Origin of the sequence: Cryobacterium sp. 10I5 (assembly GCF_035019865.1) — a bacterium.
Taxonomy (GTDB): Bacteria; Actinomycetota; Actinomycetes; order Actinomycetales; family Microbacteriaceae; genus Cryobacterium; species Cryobacterium breve_A.
Window position 1 is genome coordinate 1 of the sequence record NZ_JASJVI010000086.1, and the last position, 15,881, is coordinate 15,881.

15 protein-coding genes and 1 tRNA gene are annotated in these 15,881 nt (G+C 64.5%); 8 read left to right on the top strand and 8 right to left on the bottom strand.

Annotated features, from left to right (window positions below; genetic code table 11):
* Positions 1–308: 308 nt before the first annotated feature.
* Positions 309–782, bottom strand: a complete 474-nt coding sequence (locus QN350_RS16310) for a MarR family transcriptional regulator (protein WP_322140199.1) — start codon at positions 780–782, stop codon at positions 309–311.
* Positions 783–922: 140 nt separating this feature from the next.
* Here QN350_RS16310 and QN350_RS16315 point away from each other — a divergent pair, with 140 nt between their 5' ends.
* Positions 923–2,653 (top strand): chloride channel protein, encoded by a 1,731-nt coding sequence (locus tag QN350_RS16315; protein ID WP_323502745.1) that lies wholly within the window; start codon positions 923–925, stop codon positions 2,651–2,653.
* Between the two features lie 78 nt (positions 2,654–2,731).
* Positions 2,732–4,069: a hypothetical protein gene (locus tag QN350_RS16320; protein WP_322140201.1), complete on the top strand. Its 1,338-nt coding sequence runs from the start codon at positions 2,732–2,734 to the stop codon at positions 4,067–4,069.
* A gap of 58 nt (positions 4,070–4,127) precedes the next feature.
* On the opposite strand, the gene QN350_RS16325 is transcribed toward QN350_RS16320, so the two are convergent.
* The 7 genes from QN350_RS16325 to QN350_RS16355 all read right to left on the bottom strand — a co-directional run bounded on the left by QN350_RS16325 (position 4,128) and on the right by QN350_RS16355 (position 9,999).
* The gene (locus QN350_RS16325; RefSeq protein ID WP_322140202.1) at positions 4,128–5,021 is read right to left on the bottom strand and encodes a glycine betaine ABC transporter substrate-binding protein; all 894 of its coding nucleotides are present in this window, start codon (positions 5,019–5,021) and stop codon (positions 4,128–4,130) included.
* A 180-nt stretch (positions 5,022–5,201) separates the two neighbouring features.
* Entirely contained in the window at positions 5,202–6,143 is a 942-nt protein-coding gene (locus QN350_RS16330; RefSeq protein WP_322140203.1) for a proline/glycine betaine ABC transporter permease, read from the bottom strand.
* Positions 6,140–7,411 carry a glycine betaine/L-proline ABC transporter ATP-binding protein gene (locus QN350_RS16335; protein WP_322140443.1) on the bottom strand — a complete coding sequence of 424 codons (1,272 nt, stop codon included), beginning with the start codon at positions 7,409–7,411 and terminating at the stop codon, positions 6,140–6,142. Before QN350_RS16335 ends, QN350_RS16330 begins: the two co-directional genes overlap by 4 nt.
* 331 nt (positions 7,412–7,742) lie before the next feature.
* Positions 7,743–8,456: a GAF and ANTAR domain-containing protein gene (locus QN350_RS16340; RefSeq protein WP_416173045.1), complete on the bottom strand. Its 714-nt coding sequence runs from the start codon at positions 8,454–8,456 to the stop codon at positions 7,743–7,745.
* Entirely contained in the window at positions 8,449–9,141 is a 693-nt protein-coding gene (locus QN350_RS16345) for a GAF and ANTAR domain-containing protein (RefSeq protein WP_322140205.1), read from the bottom strand. Before QN350_RS16345 ends, QN350_RS16340 begins: the two co-directional genes overlap by 8 nt.
* 223 nt (positions 9,142–9,364) lie before the next feature.
* Positions 9,365–9,715, bottom strand: coding sequence for a hypothetical protein (locus tag QN350_RS16350; RefSeq protein ID WP_322140206.1), 351 nt, complete (start codon positions 9,713–9,715; stop codon positions 9,365–9,367).
* A gap of 211 nt (positions 9,716–9,926) precedes the next feature.
* Positions 9,927–9,999, bottom strand: a tRNA-Glu gene (locus QN350_RS16355).
* 139 nt (positions 10,000–10,138) lie between these two features.
* Here QN350_RS16355 and QN350_RS16360 point away from each other — a divergent pair.
* The 6 genes from QN350_RS16360 to QN350_RS16385 all read left to right on the top strand — a co-directional run.
* Entirely contained in the window at positions 10,139–10,777 is a 639-nt protein-coding gene (locus tag QN350_RS16360; RefSeq protein WP_322140207.1) for an MBL fold metallo-hydrolase, read from the top strand.
* 228 nt (positions 10,778–11,005) lie between these two features.
* A complete protein-coding gene (locus tag QN350_RS16365; RefSeq protein ID WP_281535318.1) occupies positions 11,006–11,728 on the top strand; it encodes an ABC transporter ATP-binding protein in 723 nt (240 codons plus the stop codon).
* Positions 11,725–13,026: an ABC transporter permease gene (locus QN350_RS16370; protein ID WP_322140208.1), complete on the top strand. Its 1,302-nt coding sequence runs from the start codon at positions 11,725–11,727 to the stop codon at positions 13,024–13,026. The genes QN350_RS16365 and QN350_RS16370 overlap by 4 nt, the downstream gene beginning before the upstream one ends.
* Positions 13,019–13,717 carry a helix-turn-helix domain-containing protein gene (locus tag QN350_RS16375; RefSeq protein ID WP_322140209.1) on the top strand — a complete coding sequence of 233 codons (699 nt, stop codon included), beginning with the start codon at positions 13,019–13,021 and terminating at the stop codon, positions 13,715–13,717. The genes QN350_RS16370 and QN350_RS16375 overlap by 8 nt, the downstream gene beginning before the upstream one ends.
* A 198-nt stretch (positions 13,718–13,915) precedes the next feature.
* The gene (locus QN350_RS16380) at positions 13,916–15,208 is read left to right on the top strand and encodes a glycosyltransferase (protein WP_322140210.1); all 1,293 of its coding nucleotides are present in this window, start codon (positions 13,916–13,918) and stop codon (positions 15,206–15,208) included.
* 62 nt (positions 15,209–15,270) lie between these two features.
* On the top strand, positions 15,271–15,881 hold a 611-nt coding region (locus QN350_RS16385), incomplete at its 3' end, for a hypothetical protein (RefSeq protein ID WP_323516925.1).

Here is a 15,881-nt window from a genome sequence, read left to right on the forward strand (position 1 = left end):
TCAACGAACCCGAGAAAGCAGGAACGAACTCAATGACCGCCTAGAGAATATGACTCATACAGGTTGACATCTTCCGCCACACCGTTCGCTGCACGGGCCAGCGGATGCCGGAACGGTGCAGATGCCAGAGTGCGAAGAGATAGAGGACTGCCAGCAGAAGGGCGAGAGTGGGCAGCACGGGAACTGGCTGAAGGTGCCAGGCCAGCAGGTTCGTAAGTGTCGGCGGTTGCGTCGGCATCCACATGGAACCCGTCATACTGCTCAGCGACGCGCCTTCGCCCGGGGTGGGAACCGGTGCAGGGAAAGCCTCAAAGCCCAAGGGTCAGCAAATCCGCGGCCTGGGGCTCCCCCGCCGCATCCGCGAATGCTTGCAGTGCGTGCTGAAGAGCGGTCCGTTGATCCGGCGTCATGATCGACAGGATGGCGGAGATGTCCGCTCGGCGGCGTTCGGTGACGTCGTCGACGAGTCGCCGGCCACTCTCGGTGAGTTCGAGGAGGACCTCGCGCCGGCTGTCGGGACTGGCCGCCCGCTCCACCCAGCCTCCGGCGACCATTCGATCGATGAAGCGGCTGAACGTCGATGGGATGACTCCCATTCGCTCCGCCACAGCGCCCATCCGGGTTGGACCGGCCGAGCTGAGCATGACCAGGACCCGAAACTGCGGCAGAGAGACGACGTCGAGCGTTGCCACAACCGATCGGGCAACCACGCCGAGCAAGGCGCGGGAGGCGGCAAGGGTCGCGTCCGCGACCCGCGCGTCGGCTGTAGTGAAGGCATCCATCCGTCAAACCCCGTTCCAGACAAGTGATACCGTGATTATTGCACACATACAACAATTGTCTAATTACACATTACGGAGCCTTGATGGCACAGCCTACTCTGAGCCTGCGGGGACGAATGAGATCCCTGTTGTTGGAGCCCTTGCACACGTGGTTCACCCGGATCCTCACCGGCTCCGGACGACTCATGTTCATGTCTGTCGTGGTCGGCGCAGGTGTCGGTTTCGGCGCCGTTGCGTTCCGTTGGCTGGTGGCCACCGCGACTCTGATTTTCACGGGAACGGTCGATTACTCAGCCTCCGTCGGCCATCCGGCCAATCCCTGGGTTCCGTGGTTGGGGGGCGCATTCGTGATCGTCGCTCCGGCCATTGGCGGTCTCCTCTACGGCCCCTTGGTGAACAAGTTCGCACCGGAAGCCCGGGGGCATGGCGTTCCAGAGGTCATGTACGCCATCACCAAACGGGGCGGCCGGATTCCCGGCAAGGTTGCGATCGTCAAGTCGCTCGCTTCGGCCATCACAATCGGTTCCGGTGGGTCGGTGGGTCGCGAGGGCCCTATCGTTCAAATCGGGTCAGCATTGGGGTCCACACTGGGGCGGGCAGTACGGCTGCCCGAATCCCAGCTCCGAACCCTGGTCGCGTGCGGCGCCGCAGGCGCGATCGCAGCCACGTTCAATGCTCCGATCGCCGGAGTCTTTTTCGCCCTCGAACTGCTGCTCAGGGATTTCGCCGCCCGTTCCTTCGGTGTTGTCGTCCTGGCCTCAGTGACCGCATCGATCGTCGGCCGCTCTATCCTCGGCGATCACCCCTTCCTGAGCCTGCCGACGTTCACGATCGTCAACCCGTCGGAGTTCACGCTCTTCGCCGTGCTTGGACTCGCGGCCGGCCTGACCGGAGTCGGGTTCACGAAGGTCCTGTACGCCGTGGAAGACCTCTGCGACTGGGCCTGGCGGGGCAAACCGGAGTGGTTGAGGCCGGTCGCCGGCGGCCTCGTGCTGGGTCTGGTGCTCTTTGCCTTGCCCCAGATGTACGGGGTCGGTTACCCGGTCCTGGAGAAGGGCGTCCAGGGCGGCTATGCCCTGGGCTTCGTGGCGTTGCTCCTCGTCGGCAAAGTCGTGGCGACGAGCCTGACCATCGGCATCGGCGGCTCCGGAGGAGTGTTCGCACCGTCACTCTTCATCGGAGCGATGCTCGGTGCCGCATTCGGCGATGTCGCCGGCATGGTGTTTCCCGTGTTCGCCGGGCAAACCGGCACGTTCGCCTTGGTCGGCATGGGAGCAGTCTTCGCCGGAGCCACGCGGGCCCCGATCACGGCAGCAATTATCCTGTTCGAACTGACCGGGGAATATTCGATCATCCTTCCTCTGCTGCTCGCGATCGTGATCGCGACGGGCGTGTCCCGATTGCTCAGCAAGGACACGATCTACACGCTCAAACTTCGTCGCCGCGGCGTGAGCGTCGACGGCGGTCCCGGGGGAATCCTGTTGCATTCCACGCTCGTGCGTGAGGTCATGACGGATGCTCCGGGTGCGGTGAGTTCCCGGCTCACGCCCGCCGCAGGAGCGCGGATCCTGATCGATTCCGGCAAACGCGCCCTGCCGGTTCTTCATAGCGACGGAACGTTCATCGGGATCGTGACCGTCGCTGCCATATCCGACTCCCTGGGCAACGATGACGACAGCAGTGCGATCACCCTCAGCGCCCTGATCGAGACGCCCACTGCCGCGAGCCCCGACGATACCCTGGACAGCGTTCTGGATCGGGTTCTGGCGGCGAGCGAGAGCGATGGCCTGCCCGTTGTCGACTCGACAGGTATGCTCCGAGGCTGGCTCACACTCAATGCCGTCCTCCGAACGGTGACGGCCAGACCCTGACACAGCGACGATCAAGGAAGTCGAAAGATGTCGAAGCTCCCGGGCGGATTGTCGTCACGATCTCGCGCCATACCGCTGATGGCCTTCGCATTTTCCGTGATGGCCGACCCGGTCTCTTCGGTCGCCTACGCGGTCGAAGCGGCGCTGCGCGCTCTGGACGGCGACCTGAGTCTCCTTGTCCCTACGATGTTCCTGGTCATCGCCATCATCGCGCTGGTGATCGTGAACTACCGGCAGCTCATTTTCCGGTATCCCAAAGGTGGTGGAGCCTCCGCGGCTGTCGGTGAAGCCTTCGGGGATGCCTGGTCATTCATCCCGATCGGTGCCCTGGTCGTCGATTTCGTACTGACCATTGCCGTGAGCGTCTCGGCAGGAGCCTCGGCGCTCATCGCCTATTTCCCTGACCTGGCACCCTGGCGACTCCTTCTCGCGTGTGGCCTGATTCTCGCCGTGGCAATGCTGACTCTGTTCGGGCAACTCGGCCGACTGGTCTTCGCCGCGATGGCTCTTGCATTCATCGCTGTGACCGTCGTCGTCCTGTGCTTCGGTCTCGGCGCAACACCGCAAGCCGCCGCCGCACTTCCGGCATCGTCTGGCCATGTCCCGATTGTGGCCGTTGTGCTGGCGTTCCCGGTTGCCATGGCACTCGCCACGGGAGTGGAGGCGCCATCGACCGCAATTGCCGAACTCGGCGAGCTGAATGACCGGGGTCGCCGACGATTCGGTCGGGTGACGCTCTGGCTGACCCTGGCCGTCGTTGGAACGTTGACCCTCGGCGTCGCACTGGAGGTGGTGCATTTGCGCATCGGAGTCCCCGGCGCCGACACCACCCAGATCGCAGAACTTGCGCGCCTGGCTGCCCCGGAACCCCTGTTTGCTGCATTTCAATTCACCACTGCCCTCCTGCTCGTCGCCGCGGCCAGCTCGTCGTTCCAGGCAGGACCCGGGATGCTGAAGGCTCTCGCACGCCACACCGGTCCCGACGGTCGCCGGGTCGGGATTCTCCCCGCAGTGCTCGACCGCACGAACGCCCGCCATGCCCCCGCCTGGGGAGTTGCACTGTTCGGAGTGCTCGCTGTGGTGGTGACGGTACTCGCGGGCGGCGATGATCAGACACTCGTCCTCTACTACGCCGTGTCCGTCTTCCTCAGCTTCCTGGGGGGCCTGCTTGCCATGGCCAGGTTCTCCCACCGGGACCGGCATCCCGCCTCCCTCGTACTGAACCTCGTCGGCGCGGCGACCGTGGCGTTCACACTCATCGTGAACCTCGCTCGCGTCCTGCCACTGGTGAGCCTCGCCGCGTCACTGCTGGTGTCGGCCATCCTCTACCTCGTTTGGGCGCGCGCAGGACGCCCCGAGGGAATCCGCATGGACACCTCCGATCACGCGGATGGCGACGGCGATCCCCGGCCGTGAGCACCGGAACGCACGAACGGCCCATGCCTAAGCACGGGCCGTTCGTCATAACAGCGGCTTACTTGGTAAGCGAGTCCACGTAGTCCTGGTGTTCCGCGATCCACTTTGCAACGATGGGGCCATAGTCCTGGCCGTCATAGTCGACGAACATCGCGGTCTCGAGCGAGTACAACTGGTCGAGGTCCATCTTGTAGCCGGACAGCCACTTGGTGGCCTGCGGGAAGTCAGTGCCGAAGTCCTTCTTGCCGTAGGCGTGGATGGTCTCCGTGGCGCCCAGGGTGCCCTCGGGGTCTTCGAGGTTCTTCAGGTCGAAGGAGCCGTACGCCCAGTGCGGCTCCCAGAGGGTCACGGCGATGTTCTCGCCGGTCTTCGCTGCTGCCGTGAGCTCGGTGAGCATCGCTGCGGTCGACGAGGTCTGGTAGTCCATCTTCTCGAGTCCGTAGGTCGGAATCGTCTTGTTCGTGACCGCTTCGGTCAGGCCGGCTCCCGGTTCGATGCCCACGATTTTGTTGCCGAACAGGTCGGCGTTCGCTGCCAGTTCGGCGATCGAGTTGATCGGCGCATCCGCGTTCACGGCGATGGTGTTCTTCGCCTCGGTGTTCCAGGCCGCGAGTTCGGTGATTTTGTCACCGTATTCCTTGAGGTAGGTGGCGTGGGTGTTCGGAAGCCAGACGTCGAGGTTCATGTCGTAGTCGCCGGTGGACAGCCCCGCGTAGACCGCGGCGACGTCGGCGTACTCGAGTTCGACGTTGTAGCCCTGCTTGTCCAGGATGGCCTTCCAGAGCTCGGACGCCGCGACACCCTCGTCCCAACCGTTGAACACGGCGATCGTGAGGTCTTTGTTGTCGGAGTTGCCGTTGCCGACGGTCTGCGCGGGCGTTGCTGCACAGCCCGTGAAAGCGAGGAGCCCGACGGCTCCGAGAGCGATGATGCTGAGGGAACGGTTCTTCATGTGTCTTCCTGTCTTGTCACCTGCTGTGGGTGACCGGGGTTGACGGATGTGACCGGCCGCCGAGGCGGCCGGGCGTGACACGGAGACAGGTGTCTCCGTGAGTCTTGGAGGTGCCGGTCAGAACGAACTCGACCGGCGGGAATCGAGGGGGGACGTCCTCTCGCCCGGAGCCGGTCAGACTCAGGCGGGCTGCGGCGTCTTCAGGTCTGCTACGGGCGCGCTGATCGCGCTTTCGGCGGCAGCCGCGGCGGACTGCCGACGGTGCTTGCGCGCCGCCAGGAGCCGGCCGATCGGGGTGCTTCCCGTGCCGAGGGAGGCGGTCATCCGGTCGAGGAAGATCGCGAGGATCACGACGGCCAGTCCGGCTTCGAAGCCGAGCGACACGTCGATCCGGCTGAGGCTCGCCACGACCTGCTGGCCGAGACCGCCCGCACCGACCATTCCGGCGATGACGACCATCGAGAGGGAGAGCATGATGACCTGATTGATACCGGCCATGACCGTGGGCATCGCCAATGGCAGCTGGATCTGACGGAGTATCCTCGCCGGCGACGCACCGAATGCCTCGCCCGCCTCGACGACCTCACGATCGACGCTGCGGATGCCGAGCTCGGTCAGGCGGACGCCCGGAGCCATCGCGAAGATGATCGTTGCCACAATGCCGGGCACGACTCCCACCCGAAAGAGGATCAGCGCGGGAATCAGGTAGACGAAGGCGGGCATGGTCTGCATGAAGTCGAGAATCGGTCGGATGATTTTGGATGCCAGGTCGGACTTGGCGGCCAGGATTCCCAGGGGAATGCTGACGAGGATTGCCAGGACGCTCGCGACGAGGACCAGGGCGAGCGAGTCCATGGCGTTCTGCCACTGGTCGACACCCACGATGACGATGAGGCCGACGACGGCTCCGACGGCGAATTTCCAGCCGCGGACCATCAGGCCCAGAGCGCCGGCCACGAGGACGATCACCCAGAACGGCGGAGAGGCGAGGACGAGGTCGACGAACTCATAGGCGCCGTTGAAGATGGTGCGTACAAAATCGAAGAGGAAGCTGAAGTTGTCGGTGATGAAGGCGATGAAGTCGTCGGCCCAGCTGCCGAGCGGGATACGGAAGTCGTTCACAGCTGTGCTCCTTCCGAGGCGGTCTCGCGCAGGGTTTCGGTGATCACGCTGAGCGAAATGGTCGATGGCGGTTCCGTGATCGACAGTTCCCCCGTCGTGGTGGTGACGTTGCCGAGAGCGGCAAGCAGGGTCACCCGCGGGATGACGCCGAGCAGACGGTTGCGCGCGTCGACGACGGCGATCGGCAAGTCGCTTTCGACCGCCGGCTCGACGAGGTCGACCAGGGCGGTGTCCGTGGAAACGGCCGTTGCCTCCTTGATGATGGGGCGAAGGTCGGGGTGGTTGGCCTTGACCTGCTTGAGCACGTCCCGGTCACGCACGACCCCGACGAAGCCGAGGTCGCGCCCGACCACGAACGTGGCGGAGGTCTGCAGGTCGCGCATCGTGCGGAGGGCGGCGCGCGGCCCGGAGTTCACCGTCACCATGGATCGCACCGGCTCCATCACGCTCCCGGCCGTGAGCACCCGCGCCCGGTCGACGTCCTGAACGAACTGGGCGACGTAGTCGTTGGCGGGGTCGGTGAGGATGTCTTCCGGAGTACCGATCTGCACGATGCGACCGTCGCGCATCACCGCGATCCGATCCCCGAGGAACATGGCCTCATTGAGGTCGTGGGTGATGAAGATGATGGTCTTGCCGAGTTCGGCCTGCAGCTCGATGAGCTGTTCCTGCATTTCGCGGCGGATCAGCGGGTCGAGTGCCGAGAACGCCTCGTCCATCAGGAGCACGTCGGTATCGGCGGCCAACGCCCGACCGAGGCCGACCCTCTGTTGCATTCCGCCGGACAACTCGGACGGCATGCTGTCGGCCCAACCGTCCAGGCCCACCAGACGGATGATGGTGCGAGCCTTCGCGAGGCGCTCCACGCGAGGCATGCCCTGGATCTCGAGGCCGTACGCCACATTGTCGATCACGCTGCGGTGAGGCAGCAGGGCGAAGTGCTGGAAGACCATGGACACGCTCCGGCGACGGACGTCGCGCAGCTTGGCGGCCGGGAGTCCGGTGATCCGGGTGTCACCGACGGTCACCGTCCCGGAGGTGGCTTCGAGCAGGCCATTGAGCATTCGAATCAGAGTGGACTTGCCTGAACCGGACAATCCCATCACCACGAAGATCTCGCCGCGCTGCACCTCGAAGGAGGCGTCGATCACGGCGGCCGTTCCGAGATGCGCAAGGTCTTCCCGACTCGCGCCGCCTTCGAGTTTCTTGACGATGTCATGCGGTCGGCGACCGAATACTTTGTACAGGTGGTCTGCCTTGACGGCGATTTCGGGGCTGGGGGACGTCGGGGCAGAGTGCTCCGCCGGGGCGGCGAATTGCTGTGCGTGTTCGGCAACGATCTGGGTCACGGATTCTCCGGAGCGCGACGACGAGACCGGCTTCACAGCCGGCACGTCGGGGGCTAGCTGTATCGGGCGGGTAGGCCGAGACCGGCCCTGACGCCGCTAAGCGACGTGAGCTGGAGCGACCATGGGGCCACATCCGTCTGGCCTCACCATACGACCGCGGCTCTTCCAGTCATGCTGGGGGCTGCGCGCTCGCGTCCTGATGAGGGGTACTAATTGCTTCCAGCAGCCTACCACCCTCAAGCGGGGGCCCTCAGATCACCAGGGTCTGTTCAACGAGACCTTGGGCGACGCGCGACAGCAACAAGCGGTTGGTTCGGGCGTATGTCCTGAGCAGCGTGAATGCTTCCTCCATGGAGATTCCGCGAGAGTGCGCCAACACGCCTTTGGCCTGTTCGATCACCACTCGAGACGTCAGCGCATTGGTGAGCTGCTCGCGGACGGACATGCTTTCCCGGAGCGTGCGTTCCTGCAGGATTCCGATCGTGGCCACGTCGGCCAGGGCCTGCGCGGCGCGAACGTCTCCGGGCGGCAATGCGCCGGGAACGCTGGACAACAGGTTGAGTGCACCGATTGTCGTCTCACGCAACCGCAGCGGGATAGCGAAGACGGCAGCGAAACCCTGTTCCCGTGCACTGTCCCGAAAACGTTGCCACTCCGGCGGACTGTCCTCGACGTTCGGCAGAGATACGACAGAGCCGGTCGTGAAGGATTCCACGCAGGGGCCCGCCCTGGCACTCAATTGCATGACCTCGACAAGCCTGCTCGCCTCACTCGTCGAGGCGATCACCTCCAACTCGCCGTCGGCATCCGCCAGGAGGATGCCCGCCGCCGCAATGTCGAAGAGATCCGCGCAACGCTCGACCAGCGTCTGCAGAAGATCGACCACGTCATAGTCCGCTACGAGGGTGTCAGCGAGGGTCGCGAACGTGTCGATCAAGCGGTCCTCGCGAGTGCTGTCAATCATGAGACCCTTCGATCTGCTTTTCGTTCACGGCAAAGCTCAATCGACGGTCGATGATCTCGGCTGCAATATCGAGCATGGATCGTCCGGCGGCGAATGCATGACCCTGGATCACGAGGAAGGCATCCGCAGCGGAAATGCCCAACTGCGCGAGGACCATGCCCGTGGCCTGATGGATCTCCCGGCGAGAGAATGCCCTCCGGGTGGCCATGTCGGCCTCACCGACATGTTCACTCTCGGACAACCTGAGAGCTCGAGAGAGGACCATCCGACTCACGACGGTTGTGAGGATTTCCATGTGCCGAATATCTTGCTCACCGAGTTGATACGGCTGATTCGTGTACAAGTCGATCGCCCCGATGCGCAGCGGACCCAGCATCAATGGAAACGCGAAGACCGCACCGAGGTTTTCTGCGATGATTGCTTCCGAAAAGGCCGGCCATACGTGCTTGGGCCGTTTACGGATGTCCGGCTCCAGAACGGGCGCCGCGGTCTCCAGCGCGTCCCAGCACGGACCCTCCCCAAGATCGAATTGCAGCTCGTCGAGCCGGAACGATTGAGCGTCGCTCGCAGAAATTGTTTCAGCGGCCAGAATGTGACCGAACGTGGAGATGGACAGCCCGTCGACAGGCAACAGTGCCAGGAGGGGCTCGTAGAGGCGCGACTCGTCACCCGCCAGGGCGATCAACGAGTCCTCTGTCCCTGCCAATCGGTCAGGCATTGACATCGCACCAGCGATTCCTGCCACTGACCGGATTCACACGATTCCGCTGCATATCCGCAACCTACTCCACCGACTCTGGAATAGCACGCATCGGCCTGGACCGATTCACATCGTCACCATCCCGACTGCCGTCGGCCGCCTGAGGGAGACATGCCTTTGGCGGTCTGGCACGCACTGCACAGCATCATCAGAGATCGTTCAAGTCCGGATCACTCCATTCGCAGTCCGGGACGGCGATGGTTTCCAGGTACCCGTTCGGGCTTGGTGATGAAGCCACCTCTTCGAGATTCGAGAGGTGCGTGACTGTCTCCGCGGCCTCGGGTTCGGGCCACGGCGACTCTTCTGGAATGGACAGGAACGGGCTCGCCGGCGCGAGGAGCAGTGTCGCCGTTACGATCGTGCCGTTGATGAGCACGACCGGGATGCGCGCGACCGCGGAGGTGTTCTTGACGTTGAGGATGACCAGAAGAGCAACGAGGGCGTCGCCGATTCGGTCTGCCGTCAAGAACGAGGCGCCACCGAACGTAATTCGTCTCATGCCTCCACGCTGAACTCGTTTCCAGTCGGGCACAAGGTCCTTGTGCGCCCGTGCTGGACGTGGGGCGCCTGACCGTGTCGCAACGGCCCTCGATCAGATGGCCCGCAAATCGGATGTTGCCAAAATATTGCCAAAACCCGAAAACGGGCTTCCTGGGGCGCTTAAACAAGAAGGCCCGGTTCACCTTGTTTTCAAGGGAACCGGGCAATTGTGACCCCAGCGGGATTCGAACCCGCGTTACCGCCGTGAGAGGGCGATGTCCTAGGCCGCTAAACGATGGGGCCGTTTTTGCAACTTACCGAGTATGCCACACGGATCGGGTCCACTCCAAACCGAGTGAACGACACGGCACGTCGTCGGCTTGCATCACCCGGTCATCTGGGTATTAGCTCGGTCCAGATACCCGAGAGAAAAGGACCCGACATGAAACTGACCAAGCTCGAGCACGCCGCCCTGATCGTCGAGGTCGCAGGACGCAAGCTCTACATCGACCCGGGTTCGTACACGACGGCATTGACCGACACGGCACGAACGGATGCCGTCGTCATCACCCACGAGCACCCGGACCACTGGACCCCCGAACAACTCGACCGCATCATCTCCTTCAACCCCGACGTGAGGATCTTCGGGCCGGCGGGAGTCGCCGCCGCCGCAACGGGATACCCCGTCGAGATCGTGCACGAAGGCGACACCGCGACGGTCGGCGACTTCACCCTGCGCTTCTTCGGAAGCACCCACGCCGTGATCCACTCCTCGATCCCCGTGATCGACAACGTCGGCGTGCTCGTCAACGACCGGCTGTACTACGCCGGCGATTCCTTCACTGTTCCGACAGGGGTGGAGGTCGACACGCTCGCCGTTCCGGCAGGCGCGCCCTGGCTGAAGATCAGCGAGGTGATCGATTACGTGCTCGCCGTGAAGCCGAGCCGCACCTTCCCGACCCATGAAATGCTTCTGTCGCGCGCAGGCAAGGACCTCTCCAATCTGCGGATCGCCGCGGCGACCGAACAGGCTGGTGGCGAGTTCTTCGCCCTCGAACCGAACGAGTCGCTCGACCTCTGAACCGGGCCTGCTGACAGCCGCTGTCACGTCACCCGAAATGTTGGTCGTACGCTGGGATGACTGGGGTGTGTTCGTCGGCTGGTTCCCAGTCCTCTCCCAGCGAGCGCCGTGAATGTGCAGCTACTGTAAACTTATTGTCTGCGCACCGTTACCGCCAGCATCCGCTGGCCGGGACGGCTTCCGCGGGTCGAGCGAAGCGCTCCAGTCACCCAACGAAGGAAAGCCCGCATGAGTGTTCCCGTTTTATCCGCGCAGGTCATAGGCAAGTCCTATGGCAGCGGAGCCAACCGCTTTGACGCGCTCAAGGGCGTCTCCCTCGACATCCAGGCCGGCGAGTCCGTCGCCATCGTCGGGAAGAGCGGCTCGGGAAAGTCGACGCTCATGCACCTGCTCGCGCTCCTCGACGATCCGGACTCCGGCGTACTCCTCGTCGAGGGCACCGACGCCAAGAAGCTCAAGGCGAAGGAACTCAACCGGCTCCGTAACCAGGACTTCGGCTTCGTGTTCCAGCAGTTCTTCCTGACCGCGAATGCGACCGTGCTCGAGAACGTCGTCCTCCCGCTCACGATCGCCGGCGTGGGAGCCAGGGAACGCAAGGCTCGCGGCATGGCGGCACTCGAACAGCTCGAACTGGCCGACAAGGCCAAGAACAAGGCGAAGAACCTTTCCGGCGGCCAGAAGCAGCGTGCGGTCATCGCGCGCGCCCTCGTGAACAACCCCAAGGTCATCTTCGCGGACGAGCCCACCGGAAACCTCGACTCCGCAACCGGAACGGTCGTGGAAGACATCCTCTTCAAGCTCAACAAGGAGAACGGCATCACGCTCATCATCGTGACCCACGACACAGAGCTCGCCGCCCGTTGCGACCGCCAGATCTTCATTCGCGACGGCCTTGAAGAGACCGCCGACTCCCCCACGGGAACCCACAAGAGAGGCGGGGCCCACTCGTGAAGTTCCTCGACATCGTCGGCTCCGCCATTCAGAACAGTTTCCGCAACAAGCTCCGCACCGGTCTCACCGTTGTCGCCATCTTCATCGGAGCCTTCACGCTCACAATCACGAGCGGCATCGGCACCGGGGTGACCGCGTACATCAACGGACAGGTTTCGGCGATCGGCGCCGCCGACGTGCTCACGATCACCAAAGCGGCGGATGCAACGGCCACGGCCAGCGACGGACCGGCCGCCTATGACCCGAGCAAGTCCACGACCGTGAGCCTCGGCAACGGGTCGCGCCCCGGTTCGACCATCCAGGCCCTGACCACGGCGGACCTCGCGAAGATCAAGGCGACCGCAGGCATCCTGAGCGTCGACCCCGCCGTGCGAGTATCGCCGGACTATGTCGAATATGCCGGAAACGGAAAGTTCGAGCTCACGGTGAGCCAGACCGGGACCATCACGACGGCAGACCTGGCCGCGGGGGCACAGCTCGACAACAGCAGCTCGAGCGACCAGCTTCTCCTGCCGACGACCTACCTCGACAACCTCGGCTACGCAAACGCACAGGCCGCCGTCGGCACGAAGGTCAGCATCGGGATCACCGACTACACCGGAACCCAGCAGACCGTCGCGGCCACCGTCGTCGGCGTGCAGAACGAGACGCTCCTCGGCACCGGCGCCGCCCTCAACCGGAGCCTCGTCGCCCACCTGCACACCGTCGCGATCACTGGTGAACCTGCCGGCGTCACCGCCGGCTATGCCACCGCGGTCGCGCACTTCGACGCCTCCGCGACGAAAGCACAGATCACCACGATCAAGAATGACCTCAGCGCGCAGGGATACTCCTCCCAGACGGTCGCCGACACGATCGGCGCCTTCGAGACCGTGATCAACGTCATCATCGGCGTGCTCAACGCCTTCGCGGTGATCGCCCTGATCGCCGCAGGCTTCGGCATCGTCAACACCCTCCTGATGAGCGTGCAGGAACGCACCCGCGAGATCGGGCTGATGAAGGCCATGGGCATGAACGGCGGACGCGTCTATGCCCTGTTCAGCATGGAGGCCGTCTTCATCGGTTTCCTCGGCAGCGCACTCGGCGTCCTCGCCGCGATCGGCGTCGGCTCGCTCATCAGCAATCTCCTCGCGAACGGGATCTTCTCCGCCCTGCCCGGTCTCCAGGTCGTGCAGTTCGCACCGGCCTCGATCGCAATCATCGTCGGGGTCGTAATGCTGATCGCGTTCCTCGCCGGCACCCTGCCCGCGAGGGCCGCGGCTCGTCAGAACCCCATCGACGCCCTGCGGTATGAGTAGTCGCCCGGGAGACACGGACAACATCCCCACCGACGCCGGGCAGGACGAGGGACTCCGGGCCCGCAAGCGCGCCGCCACCCAGGCCGCGCTCGAAGCGGCCGCGATCGGCCAGGCCAGTGAACACGGATACCACCACGTCACCGTCGACATGATCTGTGAGGCGGCCCAGGTCTCCCAGCGCACCTTCTTCAACTATTTCGCGACCAAGGATGCCGCCTTCCTCGGAGCGTCCCCGCCCCTGCCCACCGAGAGCGCCGTGCAGACGTTCGTCGAGGGCAACGGCGGATCCGTCCTTGCGGAGCTCGTCCTGATGATCGAGTCCGCGATCGCCGCGAGCGAACCCGACCGCGAACTTCTCCGGGCGAGGCGCACGCTGATCGAGAACACCCCCGAACTCTTCACAAGCGAGATCATCCGCCTCGCCGAACTCGAAGACCGGCTCGCGGACGTCGTGCTGCTGCGCTTCGCGGCCCGGGGGCGGACAGAGGCGACAACGCCGGACATCCTCGACGAGGCGCACATGGTCGTCGGGCTGGCGGTCAGCGTCCTCCGCTTCGCGATGCGCAAGGCCTCGGAATCCGACTACTCCGCCGATCCCCGCGCCATCCTGCGCCATGCCATCGGCCTCGTCGAACGCATCACCGGTGTCAATCCGTTCACAACGGATGCCCGCGAGCCGCGGAGAGACTAGCCCACCTGACGGGCTCCCTGTGTATCCACACAGTGCGGTTGCAAAACCTGAGGAATTGTCTACTTTGGTTCAGTAGGGACCCATTGCCGTACTCGCGAGCGTGGCGTGGATCTCGGAACTGAATCACTGCACACCTTCGACGAGTCAGCTCAATGGCGCCGCTGACCAGCATAATCGAGCACAAGGAACCCGATCCCTATGCCCCCAGCAACGACAGTGTCCGCCGACCCCGGCTACGCGATCGACTGGGGCGCCCTTGGCACGACGGTTGCGCACGACGCTGCAGTCGCTGCTTCCTATTTTCCTTTGGCGATCGCGGGAACCATCGTCTGGGGCCTCTGGCTCTACCGTTTCATCCTGTCGCATCGGGCCCCGCCGATCGTCACAGACTTCCGGACCTCGACCTCGGTGATCGTGCCCTCGTTCCACGAGGATCCGGACATCCTGTTGAGCTGCCTCGACACCTGGCGTGCCCAGAATCCGGACGAGATCCTGATCGTGCTCGACGTCGCGGACGTGGACACCTACGAACGAATCGTCCGGATCGGCGATCCCCGCGTCCGGCCGATCCTCTTCCACCACGTGGGCAAGAGATCCGCGCTCGGGGCCGGGATCCGGGAGGCCAGGCACACCCTCCTCGTCCTCACCGACTCGGACACCTGGTGGGAGCCGGACCTGCTCCGGAACGTGCAGATGCCCTTCGAAGACCCCCTTGTCGGAGCGGTCGGCACCCGGCAGAACGTGTACCAGAGCCGCACGAGCGTCTGGCGACGGATCGCCGACTGGCTGGTCGACCTGCGTTACCTCGACTACGTGCCCGCCATGGGGCGGGCGGGGGCTGTCCCGTGCGTGTCCGGGCGGACTGCGGTGTACCGGCGTGCCGCGGTCCTGCCTGTGCTCGACCATCTCGAAAACGAGTTCTTCCTGGGCCGACGCTGCATCTCCGGAGACGACGGCCGGCTGACGTGGCTCGTTCTCGCCTCGGGCTACAAGACCGTGCATCAGGCATCCGCCCGCGCCCTGTCGATGTTCCCGACCGGCTTCCGCGCCTTCGTCAAGCAGCGCGTGCGCTGGAGCCGCAACTCCTACCGGTGCTACCTCACCGCCATGGCCAGGGGCTGGCTCTGGCGGGTGCCGTTCATCACCAAGGTCACCGTCCTGCAGATCCTGCTCACCCCGCTCACGATGGGCATCACTCTGTTCTACCTGCTCTTCAGTCGCCTCGAGTTGAGCGTCGCCGGGTTCGCCGCAGCCATCGGCTGGCTGCTTCTCGGCCGCGGCATCCGTGGGATCTCACACCTGCGCCGACACCCGAAGGACCTGCTGCTCCTGCCGCTGCTCGCCCTCGCCGTCATCCTCGTCGCCCTCCCGATCAAGACGTATGCCCTCGTCACCATGAACAAGCAGGGCTGGCTCACCCGTCACAACGACACCATCGGCGGTGACGGCCAGGACGCGCGCTCCCTTACCCAAGCGGCGGTGGTCTCGTGACCCGGACCAGAGTCGCGCCGGTCCGGGTGCCCCGCACCCGGACGCCGAGAATGAAAGTTACCGTGAGCAGGCACAGTCAGTCCGGCCGGTCCCCCGGCCCACGGTATGTGCTCCTCGGCACACTCGCCGGAATCCTCGCCGGGGTGCTCGCAGCAGCGCTCATCCTCGTCGCGACGGGAGTGTTCCACTCCCCCACGAGTGCCTTCGGGCGGGCCGAGATCGCGCGGAACGGCAACGTCCAGGGCGTCCTCTATCCCGGCGACCCGACCAGGGAGACGAGCCTGGTGAACACGGAGAAGGCCCGGCTCAGCTACATCCGCAGCGTGTCGGCATCCGCTCAGTGGCGAGTAGCCGGGCTCCAGGGTCCGTACCGGATCACCTCCGGGAATTCGGTGACCCTCGTCCTGCCGGCCCGAGTACAGCCCTACCTCGTCTCCGACCTGCTCACCTTCGCACCCACGACCTTCGTGCGGCAACCGGACGGCGGCTACCTGCTTTCCGAGAATATCGCCGTTCTGACCGGCGCCACCCTGTCATTGACCGCGACGGATGGGCTCACCCTGCGGCTTCGCAGCGACCCGAGCACGTTCGTGTCCGTGATCGGACTCGGAGGCTCCGTCCTCGTCAATGGCACGGCGACGGCCCCTGTGGTGATCGAAAGCTGGAATACCCG